Below are 22977 nucleotides of genomic sequence, written 5' to 3'. Positions count from 1 at the left end.
ATTACGCCTTTCGTGCGGGCTGCGCGAGCGCGTCTTGCGTCGGCGGCGGGACGAAATTCGCCGCGAGCACCGCGACGAGCGCCGCCGCCAGCATCGCACCGATGCCCAGCGCGGCATCGCCGAAATGCAGGTAGGCGAACTTCATCGCTTCGATGACGGCCACGGCCACGACGATGGTGATCATGCTGAGCATGCCTGCGACCGTCGCCCGGTTGGGACTGTCGACGGCGAACAGCGACTGGCGATACACCACGCCGTAGCACATGCCCATGCCGAACGCGTGCAGCGTCGTGCCGATCAGCAGCGCCGGATAGCCCGGCGCGAGGATGGCGGTGCCGACGAGCGACACTGCCGCACCGATCAGCATGGCCGCCACGCCGGTCGCCAGCAGACGCCCGTTCGACCAGCGCCCCACCTGACGCGCGAGCAGCACGTTGCCGAGAATCAGCGCCGCGAACACCGGCACTTGCAGCATGGCGTACTGCATCTGCGACAGCCCGGCGCGCTCGATCAGGAACACCGGCCCGAGCGCGATCCACGTGAGCAATGGCGTCACCGCCAGCCCCGTGAGCACCGCGCCGCGCCAGAACCGTCCACTGGAAAGCGGCAGCTTGTAGCCGGCCCAAAGTTGCCTCGCGTTCAGCGCGTTACGATCGTGACGCGACAACTCGGGCATCGTGCGATACAACCCGACGAACGAGAACACCGCGACGATGGCAATCAGCCAGAAAATGCTGCGCCACGGCCAGAACGACACGACGGCAGCACCCGCGAGCGGCCCGAACAGCGGTGAGAGCAGCGACACGTTCGCCATGAGCGCCATCACACGCACGGCGGTCTTCTCCTCGAACGCTTCATGCACCGTCGGGTACCCCACCGTCAGCACGAAGCAGCAGCCCATACCTTGCAGAAAGCGCAGCGCGATGAACTGCGGCATCGTTTGCACGTAATGCACCGCCAGACACGCGACGATGAACATGACAAGGCCACAAAGCAGCACACGACGGCGACCGAAGCGGTCGGCGAGCGGGCCCAGCAGCCATTGCAGACTCGCGTTGCCGAGCATGGCGGCGGTCAGCGCCAGCGTGGTCATTTCCGCAGACGCGCCGAACTCGCGCGTGACGAGCGGCATGCCGGGCATGATCATGTCGTTGGAGATGTAGACCGCGAACTCGAAAAGCACCAGCGAAAAGGGAAACCAGAATCTCGAGACGGGCGACCTGGGGGACAGCGGACTTACAGAGTGAGACACCTCGTAAAGGCTCCTTTGTGCGACCCACGCTCGTGACGTCGGCACACATGTATTTGAACTCCAAAAGACAACACCCCCGGTGCCTGCGAGGCACCGGGGGTGTCTGTTGCTTCGACTGTGCCGCCTCAGTGTGGTTCGGGCGGCGTTTCGATGCTTCAGACGTCCAACAGATCGACCTCGAAGACCAGGGTGGCGTTCGGCGGAATCACGCCGCCTGCGCCGCGTGCACCGTAGCCAAGTTCGGCCGGAATAATGAGTTTGCGCTTGCCGCCGACCTTCATGCCGGCAACGCCTTCGTCCCAACCGCGAATCACCATGCCGCCGCCAAGCACGAAGGCGAACGGATCGTTACGGTCTTTGCTGGAATCGAATTTCTTGCCGTCGGTGAGCCAGCCCGTGTAATGCACGGTCACGGTCTTGCCCGGGGTGGCTTCAGCGCCATCGCCCACTTGCAGGTCTTCGTATTGCAGGCCGGAATCGGTAGTGACAGTCGACATGGTTGTTCTCGCTCGAAGAAGAGAGGATATCGACGCGCGAGGTATCGCCAACGCGCGAACTCTGGAAAGAAAAAACCCCCGGCTCTCCGCGAAGAGCCGGGGGTGTTCCGCCAAGGCGACTTGGCGGAGACGGAGGGATTCGAACCCTCGATCCAGGTTTTGGCCCAGATGCTCCCTTAGCAGGGGAGTGCCTTCGACCTCTCGGCCACGTCTCCCAAACTTGTCGTCGCACCAGGGAGGTGATGCAACGAGACCGTGATACTACCGGCTGTTCTCGATGCCGTCAAACATTATCCGCATCGAAACCCAACTTTTTTTGCGTACCTGTCATGCACTCGACACGTACACGGGAATTTTCCCGCATCGCTGCCCGAAAATTCCGTTACGCGCCGCATGCATCACGCTCACATGCGGCACGTCTTTTTGCCATCCGAAGCGACGGCGTGCCATCGCTACGATCGTCAACCGTCACTTACGCCGATTCACGCCTGATCGAGTTCGAACGCCTTATGCAGCGCGCGCACGGCGAGCTCCATGTACTTCTCGTCGATCAGCACCGAGATCTTGATTTCGGACGTGGAGATCAGTTGGATGTTGATACCCTCTTCCGACAGCGTGCGGAACGCCTTGCTGGCGATACCCACGTGCGAGCGCATGCCCACGCCGACGATCGACACCTTCGACACCTTCGGGTCGCCGAGGACTTCGGCCGCACCGATATGGCCTTGCACGTCGCTTTGCAGCAGCGTCATGGCGCGCTGGTAGTCGCCGCGCGGCACGGTGAACGTGAAGTCGGTCTTACCCTCGACGCTCAGGTTCTGGATGATCATGTCGACATCGATGTTCGCGTCGGCGATCGGGCCGAGAATCTGGTACGCAATGCCCGGGCGATCCGGCACGCCACGCACGGTGATCTTGGCCTCGTCGCGCTGGAATGCGATACCCGAGATGATGGCCTTTTCCATTTGTTCGTCTTCCTCAAAAGTAATCAGCGTGCCCGAGCGCGCTTCTTCGTCGAGCGCGATCATCGGGTCGGTCAGGCTCGACAACACGCGAGTCTTGACTTGGTACTTGCCAGCGAATTCCACCGAGCGGATCTGCAGCACCTTGGAACCGAGGCTGGCCATTTCCAGCATCTCTTCGAAGGTCACCTTGTCGAGACGGCGAGCCTCGTCGACCACACGCGGGTCCGTCGTGTACACGCCATCGACGTCGGTGTAGATCAGGCACTCGTCGGCCTTGAGGGCGGCCGCGACCGCCACCGCCGAGGTGTCCGAGCCGCCGCGACCGAGCGTGGTCACATTGCCGTTCGGATCGATCCCCTGGAAGCCGGTGATGACGACCACGCGGCCAGCATCGAGATCGGCCATGACGCGCTTGTCGTCGATTTCCGAAATGCGCGCTTTGGTGAAAGCGCTGTCGGTCTTGATCGGTACTTGCCAGCCGGCGTAGCTCACGGCATCGACGCCGGCCTCTTTGAGGGCCATTGCCAGCAGGCCAACGCTCACTTGCTCGCCCGTGGCGGCAATGGCGTCGAGTTCGCGCGGATCCGGATTGGCCGAAATCTCTTTGGCCAGACCCAGCAGACGATTGGTCTCGCCGGACATCGCCGACGGCACCACCACCATCTTGTGACCGGCCTTATGCCACTTGGCCACGCGCTTGGCGACGTTCTTGATGCGCTCCACCGAGCCCATCGACGTGCCGCCGTATTTGTGTACGATCAGAGCCATAACATTGCTAACACATTGATTTAAAACCGTTTATGAATCCTGCGCGGATACCCCTTCATGGATATCGGTGACGTTTCGATTCGCGGAACTTTTGATTATCGCACGAATGTATCGCGTTGGCGTCGGTTTGACGCACATTGCGCTGCGATGAACCCACGAAGCCGCATCCGACAGCACGTTATGCTGAATTTCGCGGAAGTTTTAGTCGGCGGTGGCTCGTTTCTCTTCAGGCTCCGCTCCATTTCCTTGGGCCTTGGGCCTTGGGCCTTGGAACACTCAGGCCCCTCGCTCCGGCATCCGCCCGCCCAGCCCTCGCTACCTTCCGGGCCGCGGGGATTGGCAGCACCCGGCTAGGCTCCACTGAAAGTCGCTACGCCAGGGCGCCACCAATCCCCGCCCCTCAAACGCCCGGATCCCACCACTAACCTCGTCATATCTTTTATCGAAGCTCGCACCGGCTCACGCCTCGTCTCGCCACGCCATCGCCCATCGCTTGCCACCCGCCTCCCGTTGCGCCGCGCCGTCGATACCAAGCCGCGGGACGAAAACAATTGCCCCCCCCTGCCACACGATCGGCACGTTTCTCGACCACGCCGCAACACCCCGACTCTGATACCAATGCTTCAGCGACCGCGAATGCCCCTGCGCATGTTCCCGCCAGCGCTCGCCACCCATCCTCGCCCTTGCCACCAACGCGGATGCGCGCAATACCCCCTCGTCGATGCTTCCCGTCACTTCTTCATCGTCGCCCAACGGCGTGAAAACGATACTGCCCTTCCACTGGGGTAAATGCCACGCTCGCTCGCCCGCCCAACGCAACACGACGTCGGACGCCACATCGTCCGGATCCGCCGTCTCGTAGATCGCCGTCCACTGCAATTCGTCGCGATACAAACGCAACACCGCTTCACCATGCGGCAATTCGAGCGACGCCTGCGGCTGCGCATCGCGAATCTGACGCACCCATTCATCCAGACGCGCTTCCGGTGGCGTCGCCAGCCCGCGACGTGCCGCCCAGTAACGCAGCAAGTTCGCCAGACGTGCAGCGTCAAGACCCTGCAAATGCGTGCGCTGCAAACGCTCGTCGCCATTCGCAGTCGACGCACGCGCCCTCTCGAAATCGATCTGCGCCAATTGGTCGAGCAACGTCTGCGCCTGCGCAGCATGACGCGCAAATCGCGCCAGGGTCTCGCGATAAGCAGGCACGTGCGACGCAATCGCAGGCATCACGTCGTGACGCAACGCATTGCGCAAATAGTGACGGTCTTCGTTGGACGGATCCTCGACCCACGTCAGCGATCGCGCCTTCGCGTACGCACGCAGGGTCTCGCGCGACACGTCGAGCAGCGGACGCAACAGACGCACACGATCCGAGCCACGCCCAACAACCGGCAACACACCTTCCAATGCCATCGCGGCGACGCCCGGCAATCCGGCACCGCGCAGCATCTGCAACAGCACGGTCTCCGCCTGGTCGTTGGCGTGATGCGCCGTCAGCAAACACCCGACGTTATGCGCCAGACAGGTCGACGCGAGCGCTTCGTAGCGCGCCGCACGCGCCGCACCCTCGATGCCTTGTCGCGCATGGGTCGGCACACTCACGCGCCGCGCTTCGAAGGCAAATCCACGCAGGCGCGCCTCGCGCTCGCACACGGCGAGCCAGTCGTCGGCATGCTCGGAAAGCCCGTGATGGACGTGGATGGCCAGCGGCTGCGGCATCGCCTCGACCGCTTCGCCCGACGCCCCGGTTTCGCGGCGCTTTTGCACCCAATGCGCCAATGCATCGAGCAGCACCATCGAATCGAGGCCGCCACTGAGCGCGAGTGCGAGACGTGGCGTGGGCGATGAGACAGTTTCGCGAGGGGGCAGGACGTGCGCCGTCAGTGCAATACTTAACGCAAGACGTAAAGCGACGTCCACATGTGCAACTGCCGCGTCGCATCGGGCAGATGCGAACGCGGCAGCAGAGGATTCGTGATGAGGCATCGGATTCGGCGTCATCGCCACCACGGGCGACGACGCATCGGCACGCGCTTTACTTCGCGCCGGCTTCCTTGAATTTGCCATAGCTCATCAGGCGCTCGAAACGACGCTCAAGCAGTTCCTTATGGCTCATGCCCTGGAACTGACGCAGCGAGTCGGCCAGCGCACGCTTGAGCATACCGGCCATCCCGAGCGGATCGCGTTGCGCGCCACCCAGCGGCTCGTTGACGATCTTGTCGATCAGACCCAGCGCCTTCAGACGATGTGCCGTCAGGCCCAACGCCTCGGCAGCCTCAGGGGCCTTCGCCGCGCTCTTCCAAAGAATCGATGCGCAACCTTCCGGCGAAATCACCGAATACGTCGAGAACTGCAACATCATGACGGTATCGGCAACCGCCACGGCCAACGCGCCGCCCGAACCACCCTCACCGATGATCGTGGTGATGATCGGCGTTCTGAGTTCCGTCATCGCGTACAGGTTGTGACCGATGGCTTCCGACTGACCGCGCTCCTCGGCATCGATGCCCGGATAGGCACCCGGCGTGTCGACGAACGTGAAGAGCGGAAGACCGAACTTCTCCGCCATCTTCATCAGGCGCAAGGCCTTGCGATAGCCTTCCGGACGCGGCATGCCGAAGTTGCGCATGGCGCGCTCTTTGGTGTCGCGACCCTTCTGATGACCGATGACCATACAGGCCTGGCCATTAAAGCGAGCCATGCCGCCCACAATGGCGTGATCGTCCGAGAAGGTACGGTCGCCATGAAGCTCATGAAAGTCGGTGAAGATGTCGCGGATGTAATCGAGCGTATAAGGACGCTGCGGATGGCGTGCGATCTGCGAAACCTGCCACGGTGACAGGTTTGCGTAAATGTCCTTGGTGAGCTGCTGGCTCTTCTTGGAGAGGCGCTCGATCTCTTCGGAAATATCGACGGCTGAATCGTCTTGCACGAAGCGCAACTCTTCAATCTTCGCGTCGAGTTCGGCGATCGGCTGTTCAAAATCCAAAAAGGTGTTCTTCATCAGGTTTCCCCGGAAATGCGGCAGCGTATTGTACCGCCGGTAACGTCTACCCGGATGAGATAGGCAACTTTCATCGCCCGTCGATCCGCAATAGCCGTCAAAAATGACTGGATGAGACGGATTGGACGCGGATTATACGTCCTCACGTCTATAGAAACCGTAAATGATCGGTATCGATCAATATTCGACCGGCACTGGTTCGAGACTCCGCCACATGTACCACGTGGCGACGGAGCGCCAGGGCTCCCAGTTGGCAGCGACTTCGCGTGCTTCGCTTCGCGTGACAGGCTCGCCGCTGAAATAGTTGACGCTGATGGCGTTGATAAGCCCGACATCGTCGAGCGGCAGAACGTCGGGACGCAGCAGGTTGAACATGAGGAACATTTCCGCCGTCCACCGGCCAATCCCACGGATACCGGTCAGTTCGGCAATGACCGCCTCGTCGTCCATGCTTGCCCACGCATCCACGTGCAAGGCGCCGGACTTGAAATGCGTCGCCAGATCGAGAATGTACTCGGCCTTGCGACGCGACAGCCCACAGCCGGCGAGCGCATCGTGCCCCGCCTTGATGAACTGCGACGGCGAAAGCTTCGGGCAAATCGCCACGACACGATCCCACACCGCCTGCGCCGCCTTCACGGAAATCTGCTGCCCGACGATCGAGCGCGCGAGGGTGACGAACGGCTCGCCACGTCCGGTCAGATGCGCGGGGCCAAACTGAGGAATCAGCTTCTTGAGAATCCGGTCGCGCCTCATGAGATCGGCGCACGCCTGATCCCAGAAGTCGGGACGTGTTGCGTCGGGCGCAACCGGCAAAGGCACTACGCCCGTCACCGCCTGCTCGACTACCTCATGTTCGAGACGTTCGATCTCCGGCGTAACGATGCGCGTCTCACCGTCGCGCTTGGCGATAACGCGCCGCGTAGTGGCAGCGCTGGACGCGTCCGGTTTCACGGCGGTCTTGCGCGACGGCTTCACAGGCGTCTTCACCGGCAGCTTCGAAGCCGCCTTCTTTGCCACGACGGGTCCGGCCTTCGCAACCTTCTCCACCTTCCCGGCCTTCGACACCGACGCCTTGCGGGCTGCACCCACGCCGGACGTCTTCGCAGGCGCCTTGGCGGTCTTGCTCGCCGCTGGCTTGCCTGTCGGCTTGGTTGTCGGCTTGATGGCCGTCGTTCGCGTCGCGGATGCGATCGAGCCGGTCGACTTCAGCGGACTGCGACGCGCGCCGTCGACCGATGCCGACACCGGCTTCGCCGTCGTCGAACCTTTTGCCGAACGCTTCGCCGACGGGGTCCCGGTTGGGACCTTCGCGGCTACGGATTTACGAGTCACCATGAGTGTTTTGCCTCGATGCGTCGCGCTCAGGCACGACGCCATTCGGTGGCGCCTCCGGGACGGTCTTCCAGCACGACCCCTTCGGCCAGCAATTCGGCACGAATACGATCGGCTTCCGCAAAATTACGATCACGCTTGGCCTGGGCACGCGCTTCGATACGCGCCTCGACCGAAGCACGCAACGCGTCTCCATCACCCGCATCCTCGCCACCCGTCGCCCCTTGCAGGAACGACTGCGGATCGCGGCCGAGCAGGCCCAGCGTCGCCGCCAGCCCCTGCAACTGACGCACCAGCACAGGATTGCGCTGCTTGTTGATTTCACCCGCCAGCTCGAAGAGCACGGCGATGGCGACCGGCGTGTTGAAGTCGTCGTTCATCGCCGCGGCAAATCGCTGCGCGAACGGCTCGCTCCAGTCCAGCGGCGCACCGTCGCCCGCCGCATCCTTGAGCGCCGTGTACAGCCGCGTCAGACCGCCGCGCGCATCGTCCAGATGGGCATCGCTGTAGTTGAGCGGGCTGCGATACTGGGCGCGCAAGATGAAGAAGCGCACGACTTCCGCGTCGAACTTCGCCAGCACTTCACGAATGGTGAAGAAGTTGCCGAGCGACTTGGACATCTTCTCGTTGTCCACGCGCACGAAGCCGTTGTGCATCCAGTAATTGACGAACGTCTCGCCCGTCGCCCCTTCGCTCTGCGCGATCTCATTTTCGTGATGGGGGAATTGCAGATCCGCGCCGCCACCGTGAATGTCGAAATGGTTGCCGAGCAACTGGCAGCTCATGGCCGAGCACTCGATGTGCCAGCCAGGACGGCCAGCGCCCCACGGCGACGCCCACTTCGACTCTTCCGGCTCGGTGTCCTTCGCGCGCTTCCACAACACGAAGTCGAGCGGATCCTGCTTTGCCGTGTTGGCCGCCACGCGCTCGCCCGCGCGCAGGTCTTCGATGGACTTGCCCGATAACTGGCCGTACGTCGAGAACTTGCGCACGGCATAGTTCACGTCGCCGTCTTCGGCCTGATAGGCATAGCCGTTGCGTTGCAACGTGCCGATCATGTCGACCATTTGCGCAATGAAGTCGGTCGCACGCGGCTCATGGTCGGGACGCTGAACGCCGAGCGCATCGGCGTCTTCGTGCATCGCAGCAATGAAACGCGTGGTCAGGTCGCGCATGGTTTCGCCGTTCTCGACCGCGCGCTTGATGATCTTGTCGTCGATATCCGTAATGTTGCGCACGTACGTCACGCGATAGCCGAGCGTGCGCAACCAGCGCTGCACCATGTCGAACACCACCATCACGCGCGCATGACCAATGTGACAGTAGTCGTACACCGTCATCCCACAGACATACATGCGAACTTCGCCGGGAACGAGGGGTGCGAACGGCTGTTTATCTCGCGCGAGCGAGTTGTAGACACGGAGTGAATCCATAGATATGCGCTTGACCGGGCGGCAACAGCGCTGGACGCTGCGACGATATCCCCGTGTGAAACGAGAGCGATATCGCGAGGCGGGCTGCGCGCCGTGCGGTAGAAAAAACGAACCTGCGAACCGCCTCCACCGCCACATCGAGAAATGGCGCGGGCCGGGCGCAGGTGTTTTGTTAGAATGCGGCCGAGTATAGCATCTCTTGCGCACCTCTCAGGCATCCCAAGCACCCACTATGACGCAACGAAGCCGGTCACTTTTGTCTCCCCTGACGCACGTTCCTTCGCGCCTTCTTTCTCATGTGCGCCCGCTCGCCGCTGTCACGCGCAGCGCACGCGCACTCACGCTTGCGGCCGCGACGCTCGGCGTGGCCAGCGCGCTGTTCGCACTGCCCGCAGGCGCGCAGGCCATTACCGATCCGCCCCCGCCCGCGCCGCTGCAAACGCCGCAACAAGCGAGCGAATCGGCCATCAACAAGCTGGTCGAAGCAGACAAGTTCAACGACGCCCTGACTAAGATCGACGAGCATCTGAAACAGTACCCGCGCGACGCGCAGGTGCGCTTCACGCGCGGTCGTGTGCTGATGGAAATGGGCCGTAATGCCGAAGCCATCGACGCCTTCACGGCGCTCACGCAGGACTTCCCGGAACTGCCCGAGCCGTTCAACAACCTGGCCGCGCTCTACGCGCAGGCCGGCGAGTACGACAAGGCCCGTGCCGCACTCGAGAGCGCGATTCGCAATAACCCGAACTTCGCGACCGCGTATTCGAATCTGGGCGACGTCTACGCCAAGCTCGCGCAGCAGACTTATCAGAAATCTCTGAAGCTCGCGCCGACCGCTCGCGTGTCGAACCGCGAAAAGCTGCTGTCCAATATGCTGAGCCCGCAACGCGCCGCGCCTGTCGGTCAGACGCCGTCGCCGCAAAAGCCGGGCGAGGACGCGGCCGTGAAAAACATCGGCAAGTCGGGCAACTAAGCCCCGGGCAGCGACTCGAACTCCGTTCCACCTTCCCCCTTCTCATCGATACAGGGAGACACGCATGTCCTTTCCGAATCGCCTGCGTCGCGCCATGCTCGGTGGCGTTGCCACCGTGGCAGCGGCCGCAGTCCTGAGCGGCACGAGCCTGCCGGCCTTTGCACAAAGCGCGCAGCCGCAGGTGCAATTCAAGACGTCGCTCGGCAATTTCGTGGTCGAAGTCAACCCGAAGGCTGCACCGAAGACGGTCGAGAACTTCCTTCAGTACGTCAACGATGGCTTCTACAACGGCACGATCTTCCATCGCGTGATCAACGGCTTCATGATTCAGGGCGGCGGTTTCACCCCGAACATGGACCAGAAACCCACGCGCGCCGCGATTCCCAGCGAATCGAAGAACGGCCTGAAGAACACCATCGGCACCATCGCCATGGCGCGCACCTCCGATCCGAACTCCGCGACCGCGCAATTCTTTATCAATGTGAAGGATAATGCGTCACTGGATTACCCCAACCCGGATGGCTTCGGCTATACGGTATTCGGCAAGGTGGTGTCCGGCATGGACACCGTCGAGAAGATCAAGGGTGTGGCCACGACCCGCAAGGGCATGTATTCCGACGTGCCCGCCACGACGGTCGTGATCGAATCGGCCAGCGTCGTCAAACGCTGAAAATCCTCCGGCCCGCCGGGACCATTTCATTAGAAGGAAAGCATCATGGTTGAACTGCACACCAATCACGGCGTCATTCGCATCGAACTCGACGCTGCCAAGGCACCGAAGACGGTCGAGAACTTCCTGAACTACGTCAAGAACGGTTTCTATGACGGCACGGTGTTCCATCGCGTCATCAACGGCTTCATGATTCAGGGTGGCGGTTTCGAAGCTGGCATGAAGCAAAAGCCGACCGAAGCAACCATCGAAAACGAAGCCAACAACGGCCTGAAGAACGACAAGTACACGCTGGCCATGGCCCGCACGAACGATCCGCACTCGGCCACGGCCCAGTTCTTCATCAACGTGAACGACAACGACTTCCTGAACCACAGCTCGCCCACGCCGCAAGGCTGGGGTTACGCCGTGTTCGGCAAGGTCGTCGAAGGCCAGGAAGTGGTTGACGCCATCAAGGGCGTGAAGACCGGCTCGAAGGGCTTCCACCAGGACGTGCCGGTCGACGACGTCGTGATCGAGAAGGCTGTGATCGTCGCGTAAGCGCCCTCACGCGAACTGCGACACTCGATGCCAGTATCGACTGCGCGGTGCCCGCAATGCCCCGTGACACCACGGGGCGACGGGCCCGCGCTTTTCATTTCCGATCTTCACCTCTCGCCGGCCCTGCCGCGGACGGTGCAAGTCTTCGAAGACTTCCTCCGCGGTCCCGCGCGTGAAGCGTCCATCCTTTTCATCCTCGGCGATCTGTTCGAATACTGGATAGGCGACGATATGCTCGACGCCGACCGCACCAGCGGACATGCGCCTGCTCCCGCCACGCCAGCCAGCGAACCGCTCGGCGTGTTCGCGCGCCGCATGACGGCTGCGATGGCGGAACTCTCGGCCAGCGGTGTGCCCATCGCGGTGATGCGCGGCAATCGCGACTTCCTGCTCGGTAAGCGCTTCGCGCGGGCGGTAGGCGCGGTCATGCTCGACGATCCCTGCGTGTTCTCGTTTCTCGGTCAGGCGCTCGTGCTCAGCCACGGCGACCAGTTATGCACTGACGATGTGGGCTATCAGCGCTTTCGCCGCGTCGCGCACTCGCCGCTCGGTAAAGCCTTTTTCCTGACGTTGCCGCTGCGCGTGCGCATGAGGATTGCAGATCGCATCCGCCGACGCAGCGCCGCCAAGGGCGCACATCGCATGGCCTACGCCGACGCCAACGCCCATGCCATCGCGACGCTGCTCGACGCCGCGGGCGAGCGCACGCTGGTGCACGGTCACACGCATCGTCCGGCACGTCACGTCGACGGGCGACGCATACGCTGGGTCCTGCCCGACTGGGAATTCGATGTGGACCCGCCACGCGGCGGCTATCTGCAGTGGGACACGCACGGCTTGCGGGCCGTCGACCTTGCCCCCTCCGCGACATAAGCGTTGCAACGTAAAAACGGCTCGTTGCCAAACGAGCCGTTTTTGCTTGAATCGGTGACGACGAAACGCCCCACCACGTCACATGTCCTGAATTTCCTTGCCTAACTTGCGCAACTCGGCCGTGTCGATCTTGCTCGCGCCGAGCGCTTCCAGATGCGCGCCGAGTTGGTTGAGCGCCGCCACCATGACATCGATCTTGTGCGACTGCTCCGTGGCGTTCTCGATCAGGCCGTGAATCGCAAGCGAGACCGGGTCATCGGCGTTGGGCGTAATGCCGTAGGCCGAGAACTCCGGCGTTTCGGGCTGATTCGCCTTATTCGGCTGATTCGCCTTACCCGGCTGACACTCGCCCTCGCCAACCTTTGCGCCTTCGCGCGGTGCACCGGGCCGCACGACGCGCGCCGGGTTGCCCACCGCCGTGCCACCCGCCGGGACCGGTTTGACGACCACCGCGTTAGAGCCGATCTTCGCGCCCTCGCCCACCGTAAAGCCACCGAGCACCTTCGCCCCCGCACCGACGATCACCCCCGCCTCCAATGTCGGGTGACGCTTTGCGCCGCGCGTGAGCGACGTGCCGCCGAGCGTCACGCCCTGATAGATCGTGCAGTCGTCGCCGATCACCGCCGTCTCCCCGATCACCACGCCCATGCCGTGATCGATGAAGACGCGCCGGCCAAGCGTCGCCCCCGGATGAATCTCGATGCCGGTCAGAAAGCGAGCGTATTGCGAGATGTAGCGTCCGCTCCATTTGAAACCCGCCGTCCAGCAGCGATGCGCCACCCGATGCAACATCACGGCATGCAGCCCGGGGTAGCAAGTGAAGACTTCCCAGTTGCTACGGGCAGCGGGGTCCTTTTGCCGGATGGCGGCGATATCTTCGCGAAGACGAGTGAACATAAGCCTGAGTTCTGTCCTGTCATGCGGCGTCCGGCCGTCTTGGGGACGGATCGTCGCGTATTAGCGGGTGATTCCGGGAGTACGGGAATGCAGTGCGGCGGCCGTGGCGGCGGTGCATTGCGAAGTGGCGAAGCGGTGACGCACGCCGACGAAGCAATGCATCCCGCAGGTCAGCGCAGGGCTAACAACAGTGGACGTGGTAAGGCAGAGAGGCGGCGCAACGCTGGCGCAAACGATTCATATCCGCGAAAAGCGTATAAGTATATGACTGACGATTGTAGGGCGTTTTCGCGAGAATTGCAGCAATCAGCGGCGCACCTTGCGCTCCAGAATGTGCTTCGAGATGCCGCGCAGGATGTTGACCTCTTCGCGCTCCAGATGGCTCTTCGCGAACAGACGACGCAATCGCGTCATCAACTTCTTGGGATTGTCGGGGTCGAGAAAATCGAGTTCGACGAGCGCACGCTCCAGATGCGTGAGCATGCCTTCGACGTCGTCGCGTGTTGCCAGTGCGTCATGCGACGCAGCATCGGCGAGCGGCGTCGCCACCGTCACGACCTGTGGCGCGTCGCCGCGCGCCTGCGCCAGGCACGCCATGCGCATTTCCCAGGCGATCAGTTGCACCGCCTGCGAAAGGTTGAGCGAGCTATACACCGGGTTCGCGGGAATGTGCACGAGCGCGTTGCAGCGGTCCACATCCGCATTCGACAAACCGGTACGCTCGCTGCCGAACACGAACGCCACAGCTTCGCCCTGCCCCGCATGTTGCACGGCGATGGCCGCACTCTCGCGCGGCTCGGCGTTCGGCGGTCCGTACTCGCGTGAGCGCGCGGAGAGCGCCACGGCCCAGCTCACGCCCTGCAATGCCGCGACGAGATCGGGCACGATCAGCGTGTTGGCGAGCACGTCGTCGGCGCCGCTGGCAAGCGCGATGGCTTCCGGATCGCGCAGCACGTCCGCCCCGGCGCGTGGCGCGGCAAGCACCAAGCGGCCGAAACCCATCGTCTTGATCGCACGCGCGGCCGAGCCGACGTTACCGGGATGGCTCGTCTCGTTGAGCACGAAACGCACCTGATCGAACAACGACGAGGGGGAATGGGGAGCGGACGCAGCAGACTGTGACATGAGACGGCAATGGACGGGGATCGGGAGCGGGAGCGGGAGCGGAAACGACGCGCAGCGCAGGAGCCTGCGACAGCGCACAACGGCGCTATTTTGCCTTATTCGGCGCGACGGAGGGCAACGCCGGACATGATGCCTCCGTAATGCTCACCGTGATGCCGCCGTAATGCCCGACGAACATCCGCCGACAGCGCTGCCGACCCACCATGACATGGCGCAAAAACTGCAAAAAGGGTCAGAACAAACAGGTTCCGAAGCGCGCCCGCCGCATTTTTGCTAAAATACGCGTTTTCGCCCCTGCAAACGAGCCGCCACATCGTGCGCGGCGCTTGTCGGGGCATCGCTCTTGCTCAATTTGTTCGCTTTGTCTGCCACGCTTGCCGACCGGCCCAATGGGGGTCGCGCGTCTCGCGAGCGATGGCCTTAACAGGAATCTGTCATGCAGCATCCCATGCTCAATATCGCGGTGAAAGCCGCGCGCCGCGCCGGCACCATCATCAGCCGAGCCTCCCTCGACATCGATACCGTCAAGGTCAGCAAGAAGCAGCACAACGACTTCGTAACGGAAGTGGACAAAGCGGCAGAGCAAGCGATCATCGGCGTCCTCCTCGAAGCCTATCCCGACCACGCCATCCTCGCCGAAGAATCGGGCGAAGAGCACGGCAACTCCGGCTCGGAATTCCAGTGGATCATCGATCCGCTCGACGGCACCACCAACTTCATCCACGGCCTGCCCTACTACTGCACGTCGATTGCCCTCGCCCACAAGGGCGTCGTCTCGCAAGCCGTGATCTACGATCCGACCCGCAACGAACTGTTTACCGCCTCGCGCGGCCGCGGCGCATTCCTCGACGGCAAGCGTATTCGCGTCTCGCGCCGAGATCGTCTGGCCGACGGCCTGATCGGCACGGGCTTCCCGTTCCGCGATCTGCAAGGCGTGGCAAACTACCTGAAGATGTTCGGCACGATGACCGAGCATTGCGCTGGCATCCGTCGCCCGGGCGCTGCCGCACTGGATCTGGCCAACGTCGCCGCCGGCCGCATGGACGGTTTCTTCGAGCAAGGTCTGAACCCCTGGGATATGGCCGCCGGTAGCCTGCTGATCACCGAAGCCGGTGGTCTGGTCGGCAACTACACGGGCGAATCCGACTTCCTGTTCGAAGGCGAAATCCTCGCGGGCAACCCGAAGATCTACGCACAGATGGTCAAGCTGCTCGAAGGCTATTCGCTCACGAAGCGCCCGGCCCCGTCGGCCAAGACGGGCACGCTCTCCGTCTCCGCGGAAGGTAGCTCGCAGGCGTAAATCCCTGCGAGACATCAGGGACGCGGCACTGGCGGCGTCCCCAGTAAAAACCCCGGCGATGCTCACGCATCCCGGGGTTTTTTATTTCCAGCGCCGCCGTAGCCGCGCATGAATCTCGCGCAATGACCTCGAACCGGTCAGGCAGACAGACGCGCCAGCACTGCGTCGCGGCCCAGCAGTTCCAGCACGGCGTCGATGGCCGGCGTGTGTGTGGTGCCTACGACGAGCAGACGCACCGGCATCGCGAGTTGCGGCATCTTCATGCCGTGTTGCGCGAGCGTGGCCTTGAACGCCGGCGAAATGGCATCCTTCTTCCATTCGGGCAACGCAGCCAGCGCAGCCGCCAGATCCTTCACGGCAGCGCGTGCGGCGTCGGTCATGTGCTGCGTCATGTCTTGCGCAGACGGGGCCGGTGCACGGTAGAACATCTCGGCGCTGGCCGCGATGTCCTTGATCGTGTTGGCGCGATCCTTGAACAGACCGACGACACCGGCCAGCGACGGACCGCCCTCGATCGAGACGCCCGCCTTTTGCAGGAACGGCTCGGTCAGCCCGGCCAGACGATCGTTGTCCGCCTGCTTCAGATACTGATTGTTCAGCCACTGAAGCTTTTCCGGGTTGTGCTGTGCGGGCGACTTGCCGAGATGTTCCAGATCGAACCACGCCACGAACTGCTCGCGCGAGAACACTTCCGCGTCGCCGTGCGCCCAGCCCAGACGCGCCAGATAGTTCACCACGGCTTCCGGCAGATAGCCTTCTTCCCGGTACTGCACGACGCTCATCGCGCCGTTGCGCTTCGACATCTTCTCGCCCTGGTCGTTGAGCACCGTGGGCAAATGCGCGTACACGGGCCACGGCTTGCCCAGCGCTTCGAAGATGTTGATCTGACGCGGCGTGTTGTTCACGTGGTCGTCGCCACGAATCACGTGCGTGATGTCCATGTCGATGTCGTCGACCACCACGCAGAAGTTATACGTCGGCGTGCCGTCGGGACGCGCGATCACCAGATCGTCGAGCTCTTCGTTCGAGATTTCGATGCGCCCCTTGACCGCGTCTTCCCACACGACGCTGCCCGTCAGCGGGTTCTTGAAGCGCAGCACCGGCTGCACGCCGGCCGGCGGCTCGGGCAACAGCTTGCCCGGTTCCGGACGCCAGCGACCGTCGTAACGCGGCTTCTCGCCACGCACGCGTTGCTGCTCGCGCAGTTCGTCCAGTTCCTCCATGCTCATGTAGCACGGATAGACGTGACCGCCCGCCTTCAGTTGCTCCAGCACTTCGCGATAGCGATCCATGCGCTGCATCTGATAGAACGGACCTTCGTCGTAATCGAGGCCGAGCCATTCCATGCCTTCCAGAATGACGTCCACGGCCTGCTGCGAAGAGCGCTCGAGATCGGTGTCTTCGATGCGCAACACGAACGCGCCGTTGTTGTGACGCGCGAAGGCCCACGGATAGAGAGCGGAACGGATGTTGCCCAGATGGATGAAACCGGTCGGGCTAGGCGCAAAGCGGGTGCGGACAGTGGTCATGGTTTGGCTTCGGTGCATCGCGTTGGCGACAAACAAAAACGCCCGCAGCGGAGGGATTCGCGCAGGCGGGTCACCAACATTTGGAAGCCGTCATTATATCAGCCGAGTGCGTGCATTCGCGGCACAGTCCGAGACGGGACTCGGAATTTCCTGAAACCTGCATCGGGACGTCGCCCCCGCGCGCGCCCGATGCAGGCCGACGCCTCAGGAAAAGCGGGACGGACAACTCGTCAAAGCTTCGCGAGCGACACTTCGGTGGCCTTGACCAGCGCCACGACCTCGGAGCCGACATCCAGACGCAGTTCGTCGATCGAGCGCGTGGTGATGACCGACGTGACGATGCCGCTCGGCGTCTCGACGTCCACTTCCGAGAGCACTGGACCGCGCAGGATCTCGCGAATACGGCCCTTGAACTGGTTGCGCACGTTGATGGCGGTGATACCCATGATGAACTCCTGTGTTCGAAAAGATGTGATCGAGTAGTCGTAGATAAGCGCGTCGGGACGCGGGTAGAAATGCGGTTAGATCGCCCACCGCACGGTCGCCGCCGGCCACAGCGGCTCGGGGACCGGCGCATGCGAGGACGGCGCGACCTCGGTTTGCAGTACGCGCGCCAGCACCTGTGCTTCGAGCCCCGCGAATTCGGCGCTTCCGCGGGCTCGTGGACGTGCCAGCGACACCGTCTGATCGAGCCCCAGTTGCCCCTGTTCGATGAGTACGACACGATCGGCCAGCGCTACCGCCTCCTGCACGTCGTGCGTGACGAGCAGCGCCGTGAAACCGTGCGCGCGCCACAGGCGCTCGATCAGCGCATGCATTTCGATGCGGGTGAGCGCGTCGAGCGCGCCGAGCGGCTCATCGAGCAGCAACAGATCGGGTTGGTGCACCAGCGCACGCGCCAGCGCCACGCGCTGACGCTGACCGCCCGAGAGCTGACTCGGCCAGTCGCCGGCGCGCTCGGCCAGCCCCACTTCGCGCAGCACCTCGAGCGCCTTCGCATGCGAAGACTTCGGCAAACCGATGGCGACGTTCTCCAGCACGGTGCGCCACGGCAGCAGACGCGCGTCCTGGAACATGATGCGCGTGGCCACCTTGCCGGACGCGTCGCCCAGCGCGTGACCGTCGAGCGTGATACGTCCCGCGTCCGGCGTCTCCAGCCCGGCGATCAGACGCAGCAGCGTGGACTTGCCGCAACCGCTACGTCCCACGATGGCCGCGAATCCACCGCGCGGAATCGTCAGCGAGAAGTCCGACAGTACCGAACGTGCGCCGTAGCGCTTGCCCACGGCGTCGACACGCAATCCGCCGGAAGCAGGGTCCGCTGATGCTTGCGCGTCACCCGTCGGATGCACGACTTTAAGATTCGTCCCCACCGCGCCACGTTGTGCTGCCACGTTCGCCCCGAGCGGCAACCGCGTGCCGAACGGGTCGATCTGCGGATCGAGCGACAGCCGGTGGGCGTGGCCGGTGGCGCGCTGCTCGGCCGTCCATTCGGCTTCGATGTCTGCACCCGCGACCGGGGCCAGTTGTTGTGCGCTCATGCGGCGGCTCCTCGTTGAAAGGCCGGATGCCAGCGCAACCAGCGAAATTCCAGTTCCTTGGCCAGCACATCGGCCAGCTTGCCCAACAGCGCGTACAGCAGAATCCCCACGAGCACGATGTCCGTTTGCAGGAACTCGCGAGCGTTCATCGTCAGATAGCCGATGCCCGATTGCGCCGAGATGGTTTCCGCCACGATCAGCGTCACCCACATCAGGCCGAGCGAAAAGCGTACGCCCACCAGAATCGACGGCAACGCCCCGGGCAGGATCACGTCGCGATACAGCGCCCATCCGCGCAATCCGTAGCTGCGCGCCATCTCGACCAGCGCCGGATCGACGGCACGAATCCCCGCGTACGTATTGAGATACATCGGGAAGAACACACCGATGGAGACGAGGAACAGCTTGGCTTTCTCGTCGATGCCGAACCACAGAATCACCAGCGGAATCAGCGCCAGGTGCGGGATGTTGCGCAGCATCTGGAACGACGAGTCGAGCGCCGTTTCCGCCACGCGCGACAGCCCTGTCAGCATGCCCAGCAGCAGCCCGAGACCGCCGCCGATGACAAAGCCGATGACAGCGCGTCCGGTCGATACACCGATATCGCGCCAGATCTGCCCCGTGATCGCGAGTTGCCACGCGGCTTCCACGACGGCGGACGGTGCAGGCAGCACCCGTGTCGAGAGCCAGCCCTGCTCTGCGGCGAGTTGCCAGAGCGCGACGAGAACGACAGGCACGGCCCACGGCGCGAGACGGCGAGCGGCGCTACGTCCGTAGCGTTGCAACACGCCGGGCGCCGCCGCACCGGTAGCGGAGATGCCGCCGCCGGTGGTGGCGTCGGGGGTGACGCCGCTGGTGACGTCGTTAGTGACGTCGGTGGGCGAAGTCGTCAGCGTAGGTTGGGTCATGCGAATATCCCCCGGGGCATCGCGGCCCCGATTCCGTTCAATCCAATGAAGTCGATGTGTATCGGCGGCGAGGCTCGCGAATCAGCTTTGCGACGCCTGCGGCACGATGTTGTTGGCCATCACTTCGCCAATCGGCCCGGCCAACGGACCGTGACCGTTCCCTAGCTTCTCGCGCACGTCGCGCGGCAGATGCGGGAACACCAGTTCGGCGAAGCGATACGCTTCTTCAAGGTGCGGATAGCCCGACAGAATGAACGTGTCGATGCCGAGATCCGCGTATTCGCGCAGACGCTGGGCCACGGTCGGGCCATCGCCCACGAGCGCCGTACCCGCACCGCCGCGCACGAGTCCCACACCGGCCCACAGGTTCGGTGCGATCACGAGCTTGTCACGGCGTCCGCCATGCAACGCGGCCATGCGTCGCTGCCCTTCCGAATCCATCTTCGCGAACTGTGTCTGCACGCGCGCGATGGTCTCGTCGTCGAGCTTGCTGATAAGCGAGTCGGCGGCACGCCATGCTTCGTCTTCCGTCTCGCGCACGATCACATGCAAGCGCAGACCGTAGCGCAACGTGCGCCCGAGTTTGGCGGCGCGCGCACGCACGTCCGCGATCTTCTCGGCAACGTCGGCCAGCGGTTCGCCCCACGTCAGATAGACGTCGAGCTGCTCGGCCGCGATCTGACGCGCTGCCTCCGAAGACCCGCCGAAATACAGCGGCGGATGCGGCGTCTGCACCGGTGGATACAGCAGCTTTGCGCCCTTCGCGCGCAGATGTTCGCCGTCGAAATCGACGCTCTCGCCGCGATGCGATTTCTCCAGAATCGAACGCCAGATGCGCAGGAACTCGTCCGTCACTTCGTAGCGCTGGGCGTGATCGGCAAAGAAGCCGTCGCCTTCGAGTTCACCGGCGTCGCCGCCCGTGACGACGTTGATCAGCAGCCTGCCCCCCGACAGGCGATCGAACGTCGCCGCCATGCGCGCAGTGAGCGCAGGCGATGCGATGCCAGGGCGAATCGCGACGAGAAACTTCAGATGACGCGTCGCGCCGATCAGGCTCGACGCCGTCACCCAGGCGTCTTCGCAGGAACGCCCCGTGGGCAGCAAAACACCTTCGTAGCCGAGCGTGTCGACTGCACTCGCGATCTGTCGTGCGTAGTCGAAATCGAACACGCGCCCGCCGTCGGACGTGCCGAGATAACGGGTATCGCCATGCGTCGGAATAAACCAGAAGACTTGCATACGGACTCCGGCGCTCAGGCGGCGAGCGTTGCGCCCGCGGCGCGCGCACCGCGGGCATTCCGGACGCTTTCGGCGACCTTGCCGGGCCACTGACGGATCACCTCGCGCTCATGCAGCCATTGCGAGAGCTGATCGACGGTCGCGCCCAGACGTTCGGCGATGCCCGCATCGAGTGTGGCGCCCTCTTCTTTCGGTACTTGCAGATCGACGGCAAACACGCCGCGCAGAATGTGCTGCGCACCAAGCGCCGACAGCACGGGCTTGAGCGCATAGTCGAGCGCAAGCAAATGCGCGGGGCTGCCGCCAGTCGCGAACGGGGCGACGAGCTTGTCCGCGAGACCATCTTGCGGCAGCACGTCGAGGAAGGCTTTGAGCAAGCCGCTATAAGCCGCCTTGTAGACGGGGGTTGCGACGACGACCGCCTGTGCACCGGCCACTTGGGCGAGCGCATGACGCAGATCGTCGTGTGAGGTATCGGCGGCGAGCAGCGCAGCGGGCGAAAGCGCACGGATATCGATGCGGCGCACCTCGATACCGGCCGAAGCCAGATCGGATTCGACGAAACGCAGCAACCGGGCGCTGCGCGAGGCGGCCGACGGGCTGCCCGAGATCGTGACGGCGTATGTCATACTTCCCTGCCAAAGACGGGCCACTGCCCTGTGGAATCGAAGCGCGCCACGGGCACGTAAGCGGTGCCCGCGATGCAGGCCGGGACGTCGATAAGTACGCGCCGTCGGCCACTGGTGAACCAGTGTAGCGAGGCGTCCCGCGCGCCCGAACCAATCAATCCGGGATAGCTTTGCGCGTTTTCTCATAACCTGAAGTCATGCACCTTTGCCGCCTTATTCCTTCCGGCGGTGATTGCCGCACCACCTCATTGCCATGTCCACCCCGATCCTCGAACTTCGCGAGTACCGTCCCACCGATAGCACCGACACGCACGACTTCCACCAGGTCGTGATCGGACTGTCCGGACGCATGTCGCTCTCGCTCGACGGTCAAGCCACCCAGCACGGACGCGTGGGTGCGCGCAACGGCGCGGTCATTCCGGCGGGCGTACGGCATGGCTATCGGGGCGACGGGCCGAACCGGCAAATCGTGCTGGATGTCCCAGCCGCGATCGCGCACGCCACCGGCACGTCGCGCGCCTTCGCGCGGGAGGCATTCTTCGCGCTGGACGCCGGACTGCTGGCGCTGGTCCATCGGGTGAGCGCCAGCGTGGATAGCGGACGCCCGCTCGATGCCGACGACCCCGTCGTACGGGAATGGCTCGCCGCGCTTGCCCCCCGGTTGGCACCGGCACGTCATGCCTCGCGCACTGTGCGGCTGGATGTGTCGCAAGTCGATGCGCGTTTGCAGTCCGACCTCGCCACACCGCTCGACACTGCCACGCTCGCGCGGGAAGCGGGCATGAGCGTGCGGCATTTTCACGACTGCTTCGTCGCGATGACCGGCGAGACGCCTCACCGGCATCTCATGCGCCTGCGGCTCGCCCGCGCTGCCTCGCTGCTGCTGGGTGAGGATGCCCCGCTCGCGGACATCGCACTTGACGTCGGCTTCAACGACCAAAGCGCACTGACCCATGCCTTCCGTCAGCACTACGGCCTGACGCCCGCCGCCTGGCGACGCGCCCGGAGCGCCCGGAGCGCCAACTGACAGACGCGGCGGTCCGTCTGCCGTATTTCACAAGCCTCTTCCACGCGCGACGCGTTACGCTCTTCCGTTCCTTCCCCATCGCACCGCGAACGGAGCAGCAAATGACGGATTCCGAGCACAAGACCGAGACCCCGAACACCATCGAATGGCAGGACTTCGAGAAGATCGAGCTGCGCGTGGGCACGGTCGTGTCGGCACGCGTCAATGAAAAAGCGAAGAAGCCCGCCTACGTGCTGGAAGTCGATCTGGGCGAGTTGGGCGTGAAGACGTCGAGCGCACAGATCACGGTGCACTACATACCGCCGGCCCTCGTCGGCCGACAGGTACTGTGCGTTTGCAACTTCGGGCCGAAGCGCATCGCGGGCGTCGTGTCCGAGGTGCTGGTGACGGGCTTTGCCGACGCCGACGGGGCCATCGTCCTGGCCGGTGTGGAGCGCAAAGTGCCTAACGGTGCGCGCTTGCACTGAGCTTC

22 protein-coding genes and 1 tRNA gene are annotated in these 22977 nt (G+C 63.6%); 7 read left to right on the top strand and 16 right to left on the bottom strand.

The window, feature by feature from the left end; translation table 11 throughout:
* Position 1: 1 nt before the first annotated feature.
* The 8 genes from MB84_RS09325 to cysS form a co-directional block, all read right to left on the bottom strand.
* Positions 2–1252 carry an MFS transporter gene (locus MB84_RS09325; protein WP_046291580.1) on the bottom strand — a complete coding sequence of 417 codons (1251 nt, stop codon included), beginning with the start codon at positions 1250–1252 and terminating at the stop codon, positions 2–4.
* Positions 1253–1407: 155 nt separating this feature from the next.
* A complete protein-coding gene (locus tag MB84_RS09320; RefSeq protein ID WP_039399124.1) occupies positions 1408–1749 on the bottom strand; it encodes an FKBP-type peptidyl-prolyl cis-trans isomerase in 342 nt (113 codons plus the stop codon).
* A gap of 121 nt (positions 1750–1870) precedes the next feature.
* Positions 1871–1964, bottom strand: a tRNA-Ser gene (locus MB84_RS09315).
* A 267-nt stretch (positions 1965–2231) separates the two neighbouring features.
* On the bottom strand, positions 2232–3482 hold the full coding sequence (locus MB84_RS09310; protein ID WP_046291579.1) for an aspartate kinase: 1251 nt from the start codon (positions 3480–3482) through the stop codon (positions 2232–2234).
* Positions 3483–3941: 459 nt separating this feature from the next.
* Complete coding sequence (gene tilS / locus MB84_RS09305) at positions 3942–5402, bottom strand: tRNA lysidine(34) synthetase TilS (RefSeq protein WP_065225768.1); 1461 nt, start codon at positions 5400–5402, stop codon at positions 3942–3944.
* Positions 5403–5517: 115 nt separating this feature from the next.
* Entirely contained in the window at positions 5518–6486 is a 969-nt protein-coding gene (locus MB84_RS09300; RefSeq protein ID WP_046291578.1) for an acetyl-CoA carboxylase carboxyltransferase subunit alpha, read from the bottom strand.
* 177 nt (positions 6487–6663) lie between these two features.
* Positions 6664–7680: an endonuclease III domain-containing protein gene (locus MB84_RS09295; RefSeq protein ID WP_046293602.1), complete on the bottom strand. Its 1017-nt coding sequence runs from the start codon at positions 7678–7680 to the stop codon at positions 6664–6666.
* Positions 7681–7850: 170 nt separating this feature from the next.
* A complete protein-coding gene (gene cysS / locus MB84_RS09290) occupies positions 7851–9254 on the bottom strand; it encodes a cysteine--tRNA ligase (RefSeq protein ID WP_046291577.1) in 1404 nt (467 codons plus the stop codon).
* Between the two features lie 298 nt (positions 9255–9552).
* Between cysS and MB84_RS09285 the strand changes: the two genes are divergently transcribed.
* From MB84_RS09285 to MB84_RS09270, 4 genes are all read left to right on the top strand, one after another.
* The gene (locus MB84_RS09285; RefSeq protein ID WP_052653097.1) at positions 9553–10227 is read left to right on the top strand and encodes a tetratricopeptide repeat protein; all 675 of its coding nucleotides are present in this window, start codon (positions 9553–9555) and stop codon (positions 10225–10227) included.
* Between the two features lie 64 nt (positions 10228–10291).
* Positions 10292–10897, top strand: coding sequence for a peptidylprolyl isomerase (locus MB84_RS09280; RefSeq protein ID WP_425415892.1), 606 nt, complete (start codon positions 10292–10294; stop codon positions 10895–10897).
* 45 nt (positions 10898–10942) lie between these two features.
* Positions 10943–11437: a peptidylprolyl isomerase gene (locus MB84_RS09275; protein ID WP_046291576.1), complete on the top strand. Its 495-nt coding sequence runs from the start codon at positions 10943–10945 to the stop codon at positions 11435–11437.
* 135 nt (positions 11438–11572) lie between these two features.
* Positions 11573–12310, top strand: a complete 738-nt coding sequence (locus tag MB84_RS09270; RefSeq protein ID WP_245725519.1) for a UDP-2,3-diacylglucosamine diphosphatase — start codon at positions 11573–11575, stop codon at positions 12308–12310.
* 78 nt (positions 12311–12388) lie between these two features.
* Here the strand turns inward: MB84_RS09270 and cysE are convergent, their stop codons facing one another.
* The gene (gene cysE, locus MB84_RS09265; RefSeq protein ID WP_046291574.1) at positions 12389–13207 is read right to left on the bottom strand and encodes a serine O-acetyltransferase; all 819 of its coding nucleotides are present in this window, start codon (positions 13205–13207) and stop codon (positions 12389–12391) included.
* Between the two features lie 306 nt (positions 13208–13513).
* Positions 13514–14332, bottom strand: coding sequence for an RNA methyltransferase (locus MB84_RS09260; RefSeq protein ID WP_046291573.1), 819 nt, complete (start codon positions 14330–14332; stop codon positions 13514–13516).
* A 436-nt stretch (positions 14333–14768) separates the two neighbouring features.
* Here MB84_RS09260 and MB84_RS09255 point away from each other — a divergent pair, with 436 nt between their 5' ends.
* Positions 14769–15632 (top strand): inositol monophosphatase family protein, encoded by an 864-nt coding sequence (locus MB84_RS09255; RefSeq protein ID WP_046291572.1) that lies wholly within the window; start codon positions 14769–14771, stop codon positions 15630–15632.
* A 137-nt stretch (positions 15633–15769) separates the two neighbouring features.
* Here the strand turns inward: MB84_RS09255 and gltX are convergent, their stop codons facing one another.
* The 6 genes from gltX to ssuE form a co-directional block, all read right to left on the bottom strand.
* Positions 15770–17161, bottom strand: a complete 1392-nt coding sequence (gene gltX / locus MB84_RS09250) for a glutamate--tRNA ligase (RefSeq protein WP_046293599.1) — start codon at positions 17159–17161, stop codon at positions 15770–15772.
* Positions 17162–17391: 230 nt separating this feature from the next.
* Positions 17392–17607: a TOBE domain-containing protein gene (locus MB84_RS09245; RefSeq protein WP_010807342.1), complete on the bottom strand. Its 216-nt coding sequence runs from the start codon at positions 17605–17607 to the stop codon at positions 17392–17394.
* A gap of 75 nt (positions 17608–17682) precedes the next feature.
* Positions 17683–18702, bottom strand: a complete 1020-nt coding sequence (locus tag MB84_RS09240) for an ATP-binding cassette domain-containing protein (protein ID WP_046291571.1) — start codon at positions 18700–18702, stop codon at positions 17683–17685.
* The gene (ssuC, locus tag MB84_RS09235) at positions 18699–19610 is read right to left on the bottom strand and encodes an aliphatic sulfonate ABC transporter permease SsuC (RefSeq protein WP_157122673.1); all 912 of its coding nucleotides are present in this window, start codon (positions 19608–19610) and stop codon (positions 18699–18701) included. The genes MB84_RS09240 and ssuC overlap by 4 nt, the downstream gene beginning before the upstream one ends.
* A gap of 81 nt (positions 19611–19691) precedes the next feature.
* On the bottom strand, positions 19692–20849 hold the full coding sequence (ssuD, locus tag MB84_RS09230) for an FMNH2-dependent alkanesulfonate monooxygenase (RefSeq protein ID WP_046291570.1): 1158 nt from the start codon (positions 20847–20849) through the stop codon (positions 19692–19694).
* A gap of 14 nt (positions 20850–20863) precedes the next feature.
* Positions 20864–21478, bottom strand: a complete 615-nt coding sequence (gene ssuE, locus MB84_RS09225) for an NADPH-dependent FMN reductase (RefSeq protein ID WP_046291569.1) — start codon at positions 21476–21478, stop codon at positions 20864–20866.
* A 253-nt stretch (positions 21479–21731) separates the two neighbouring features.
* Here ssuE and MB84_RS09220 point away from each other — a divergent pair, with 253 nt between their 5' ends.
* A complete protein-coding gene (locus MB84_RS09220) occupies positions 21732–22505 on the top strand; it encodes a helix-turn-helix transcriptional regulator (RefSeq protein ID WP_046291568.1) in 774 nt (257 codons plus the stop codon).
* A gap of 101 nt (positions 22506–22606) precedes the next feature.
* Positions 22607–22972: a tRNA-binding protein gene (locus MB84_RS09215; RefSeq protein WP_046291567.1), complete on the top strand. Its 366-nt coding sequence runs from the start codon at positions 22607–22609 to the stop codon at positions 22970–22972.
* Positions 22973–22977: the final 5 nt, after the last annotated feature.

This window comes from Pandoraea oxalativorans (assembly GCF_000972785.3).
GTDB lineage: Bacteria > Pseudomonadota > Gammaproteobacteria > Burkholderiales > Burkholderiaceae > Pandoraea > Pandoraea oxalativorans.
The sequence above is the reverse complement of the archived record's forward strand: the minus strand, read 5'-3'. Positions and strand labels throughout refer to the sequence as shown.

Bases quoted from the DNA above. Each gene is read 5' to 3' on its own strand.
- MB84_RS09320 (WP_039399124.1), bottom strand. From the start codon at position 1,749: ATGTCGACTGTCACTACCGATTCCGGCCTGCAATACGAAGACCTGCAA.
- MB84_RS09310 (WP_046291579.1), bottom strand. From the start codon at position 3,482: ATGGCTCTGATCGTACACAAATACGGCGGCACGTCGATGGGCTCGGTG.
- MB84_RS09300 (WP_046291578.1), bottom strand. From the start codon at position 6,486: ATGAAGAACACCTTTTTGGATTTTGAACAGCCGATCGCCGAACTCGAC.
- cysS (WP_046291577.1), bottom strand. From the start codon at position 9,254: ATGGATTCACTCCGTGTCTACAACTCGCTCGCGCGAGATAAACAGCCG.
- MB84_RS09280 (WP_425415892.1), top strand. From the start codon at position 10,292: ATGTCCTTTCCGAATCGCCTGCGTCGCGCCATGCTCGGTGGCGTTGCC.
- MB84_RS09275 (WP_046291576.1), top strand. From the start codon at position 10,943: ATGGTTGAACTGCACACCAATCACGGCGTCATTCGCATCGAACTCGAC.
- cysE (WP_046291574.1), bottom strand. From the start codon at position 13,207: ATGTTCACTCGTCTTCGCGAAGATATCGCCGCCATCCGGCAAAAGGAC.
- MB84_RS09260 (WP_046291573.1), bottom strand. From the start codon at position 14,332: ATGTCACAGTCTGCTGCGTCCGCTCCCCATTCCCCCTCGTCGTTGTTC.
- MB84_RS09255 (WP_046291572.1), top strand. From the start codon at position 14,769: ATGCAGCATCCCATGCTCAATATCGCGGTGAAAGCCGCGCGCCGCGCC.
- gltX (WP_046293599.1), bottom strand. From the start codon at position 17,161: ATGACCACTGTCCGCACCCGCTTTGCGCCTAGCCCGACCGGTTTCATC.
- MB84_RS09245 (WP_010807342.1), bottom strand. From the start codon at position 17,607: ATGGGTATCACCGCCATCAACGTGCGCAACCAGTTCAAGGGCCGTATT.
- MB84_RS09240 (WP_046291571.1), bottom strand. From the start codon at position 18,702: ATGAGCGCACAACAACTGGCCCCGGTCGCGGGTGCAGACATCGAAGCC.
- ssuC (WP_157122673.1), bottom strand. From the start codon at position 19,610: ATGACCCAACCTACGCTGACGACTTCGCCCACCGACGTCACTAACGAC.
- ssuD (WP_046291570.1), bottom strand. From the start codon at position 20,849: ATGCAAGTCTTCTGGTTTATTCCGACGCATGGCGATACCCGTTATCTC.
- ssuE (WP_046291569.1), bottom strand. From the start codon at position 21,478: ATGACATACGCCGTCACGATCTCGGGCAGCCCGTCGGCCGCCTCGCGC.
- MB84_RS09220 (WP_046291568.1), top strand. From the start codon at position 21,732: ATGTCCACCCCGATCCTCGAACTTCGCGAGTACCGTCCCACCGATAGC.
- MB84_RS09215 (WP_046291567.1), top strand. From the start codon at position 22,607: ATGACGGATTCCGAGCACAAGACCGAGACCCCGAACACCATCGAATGG.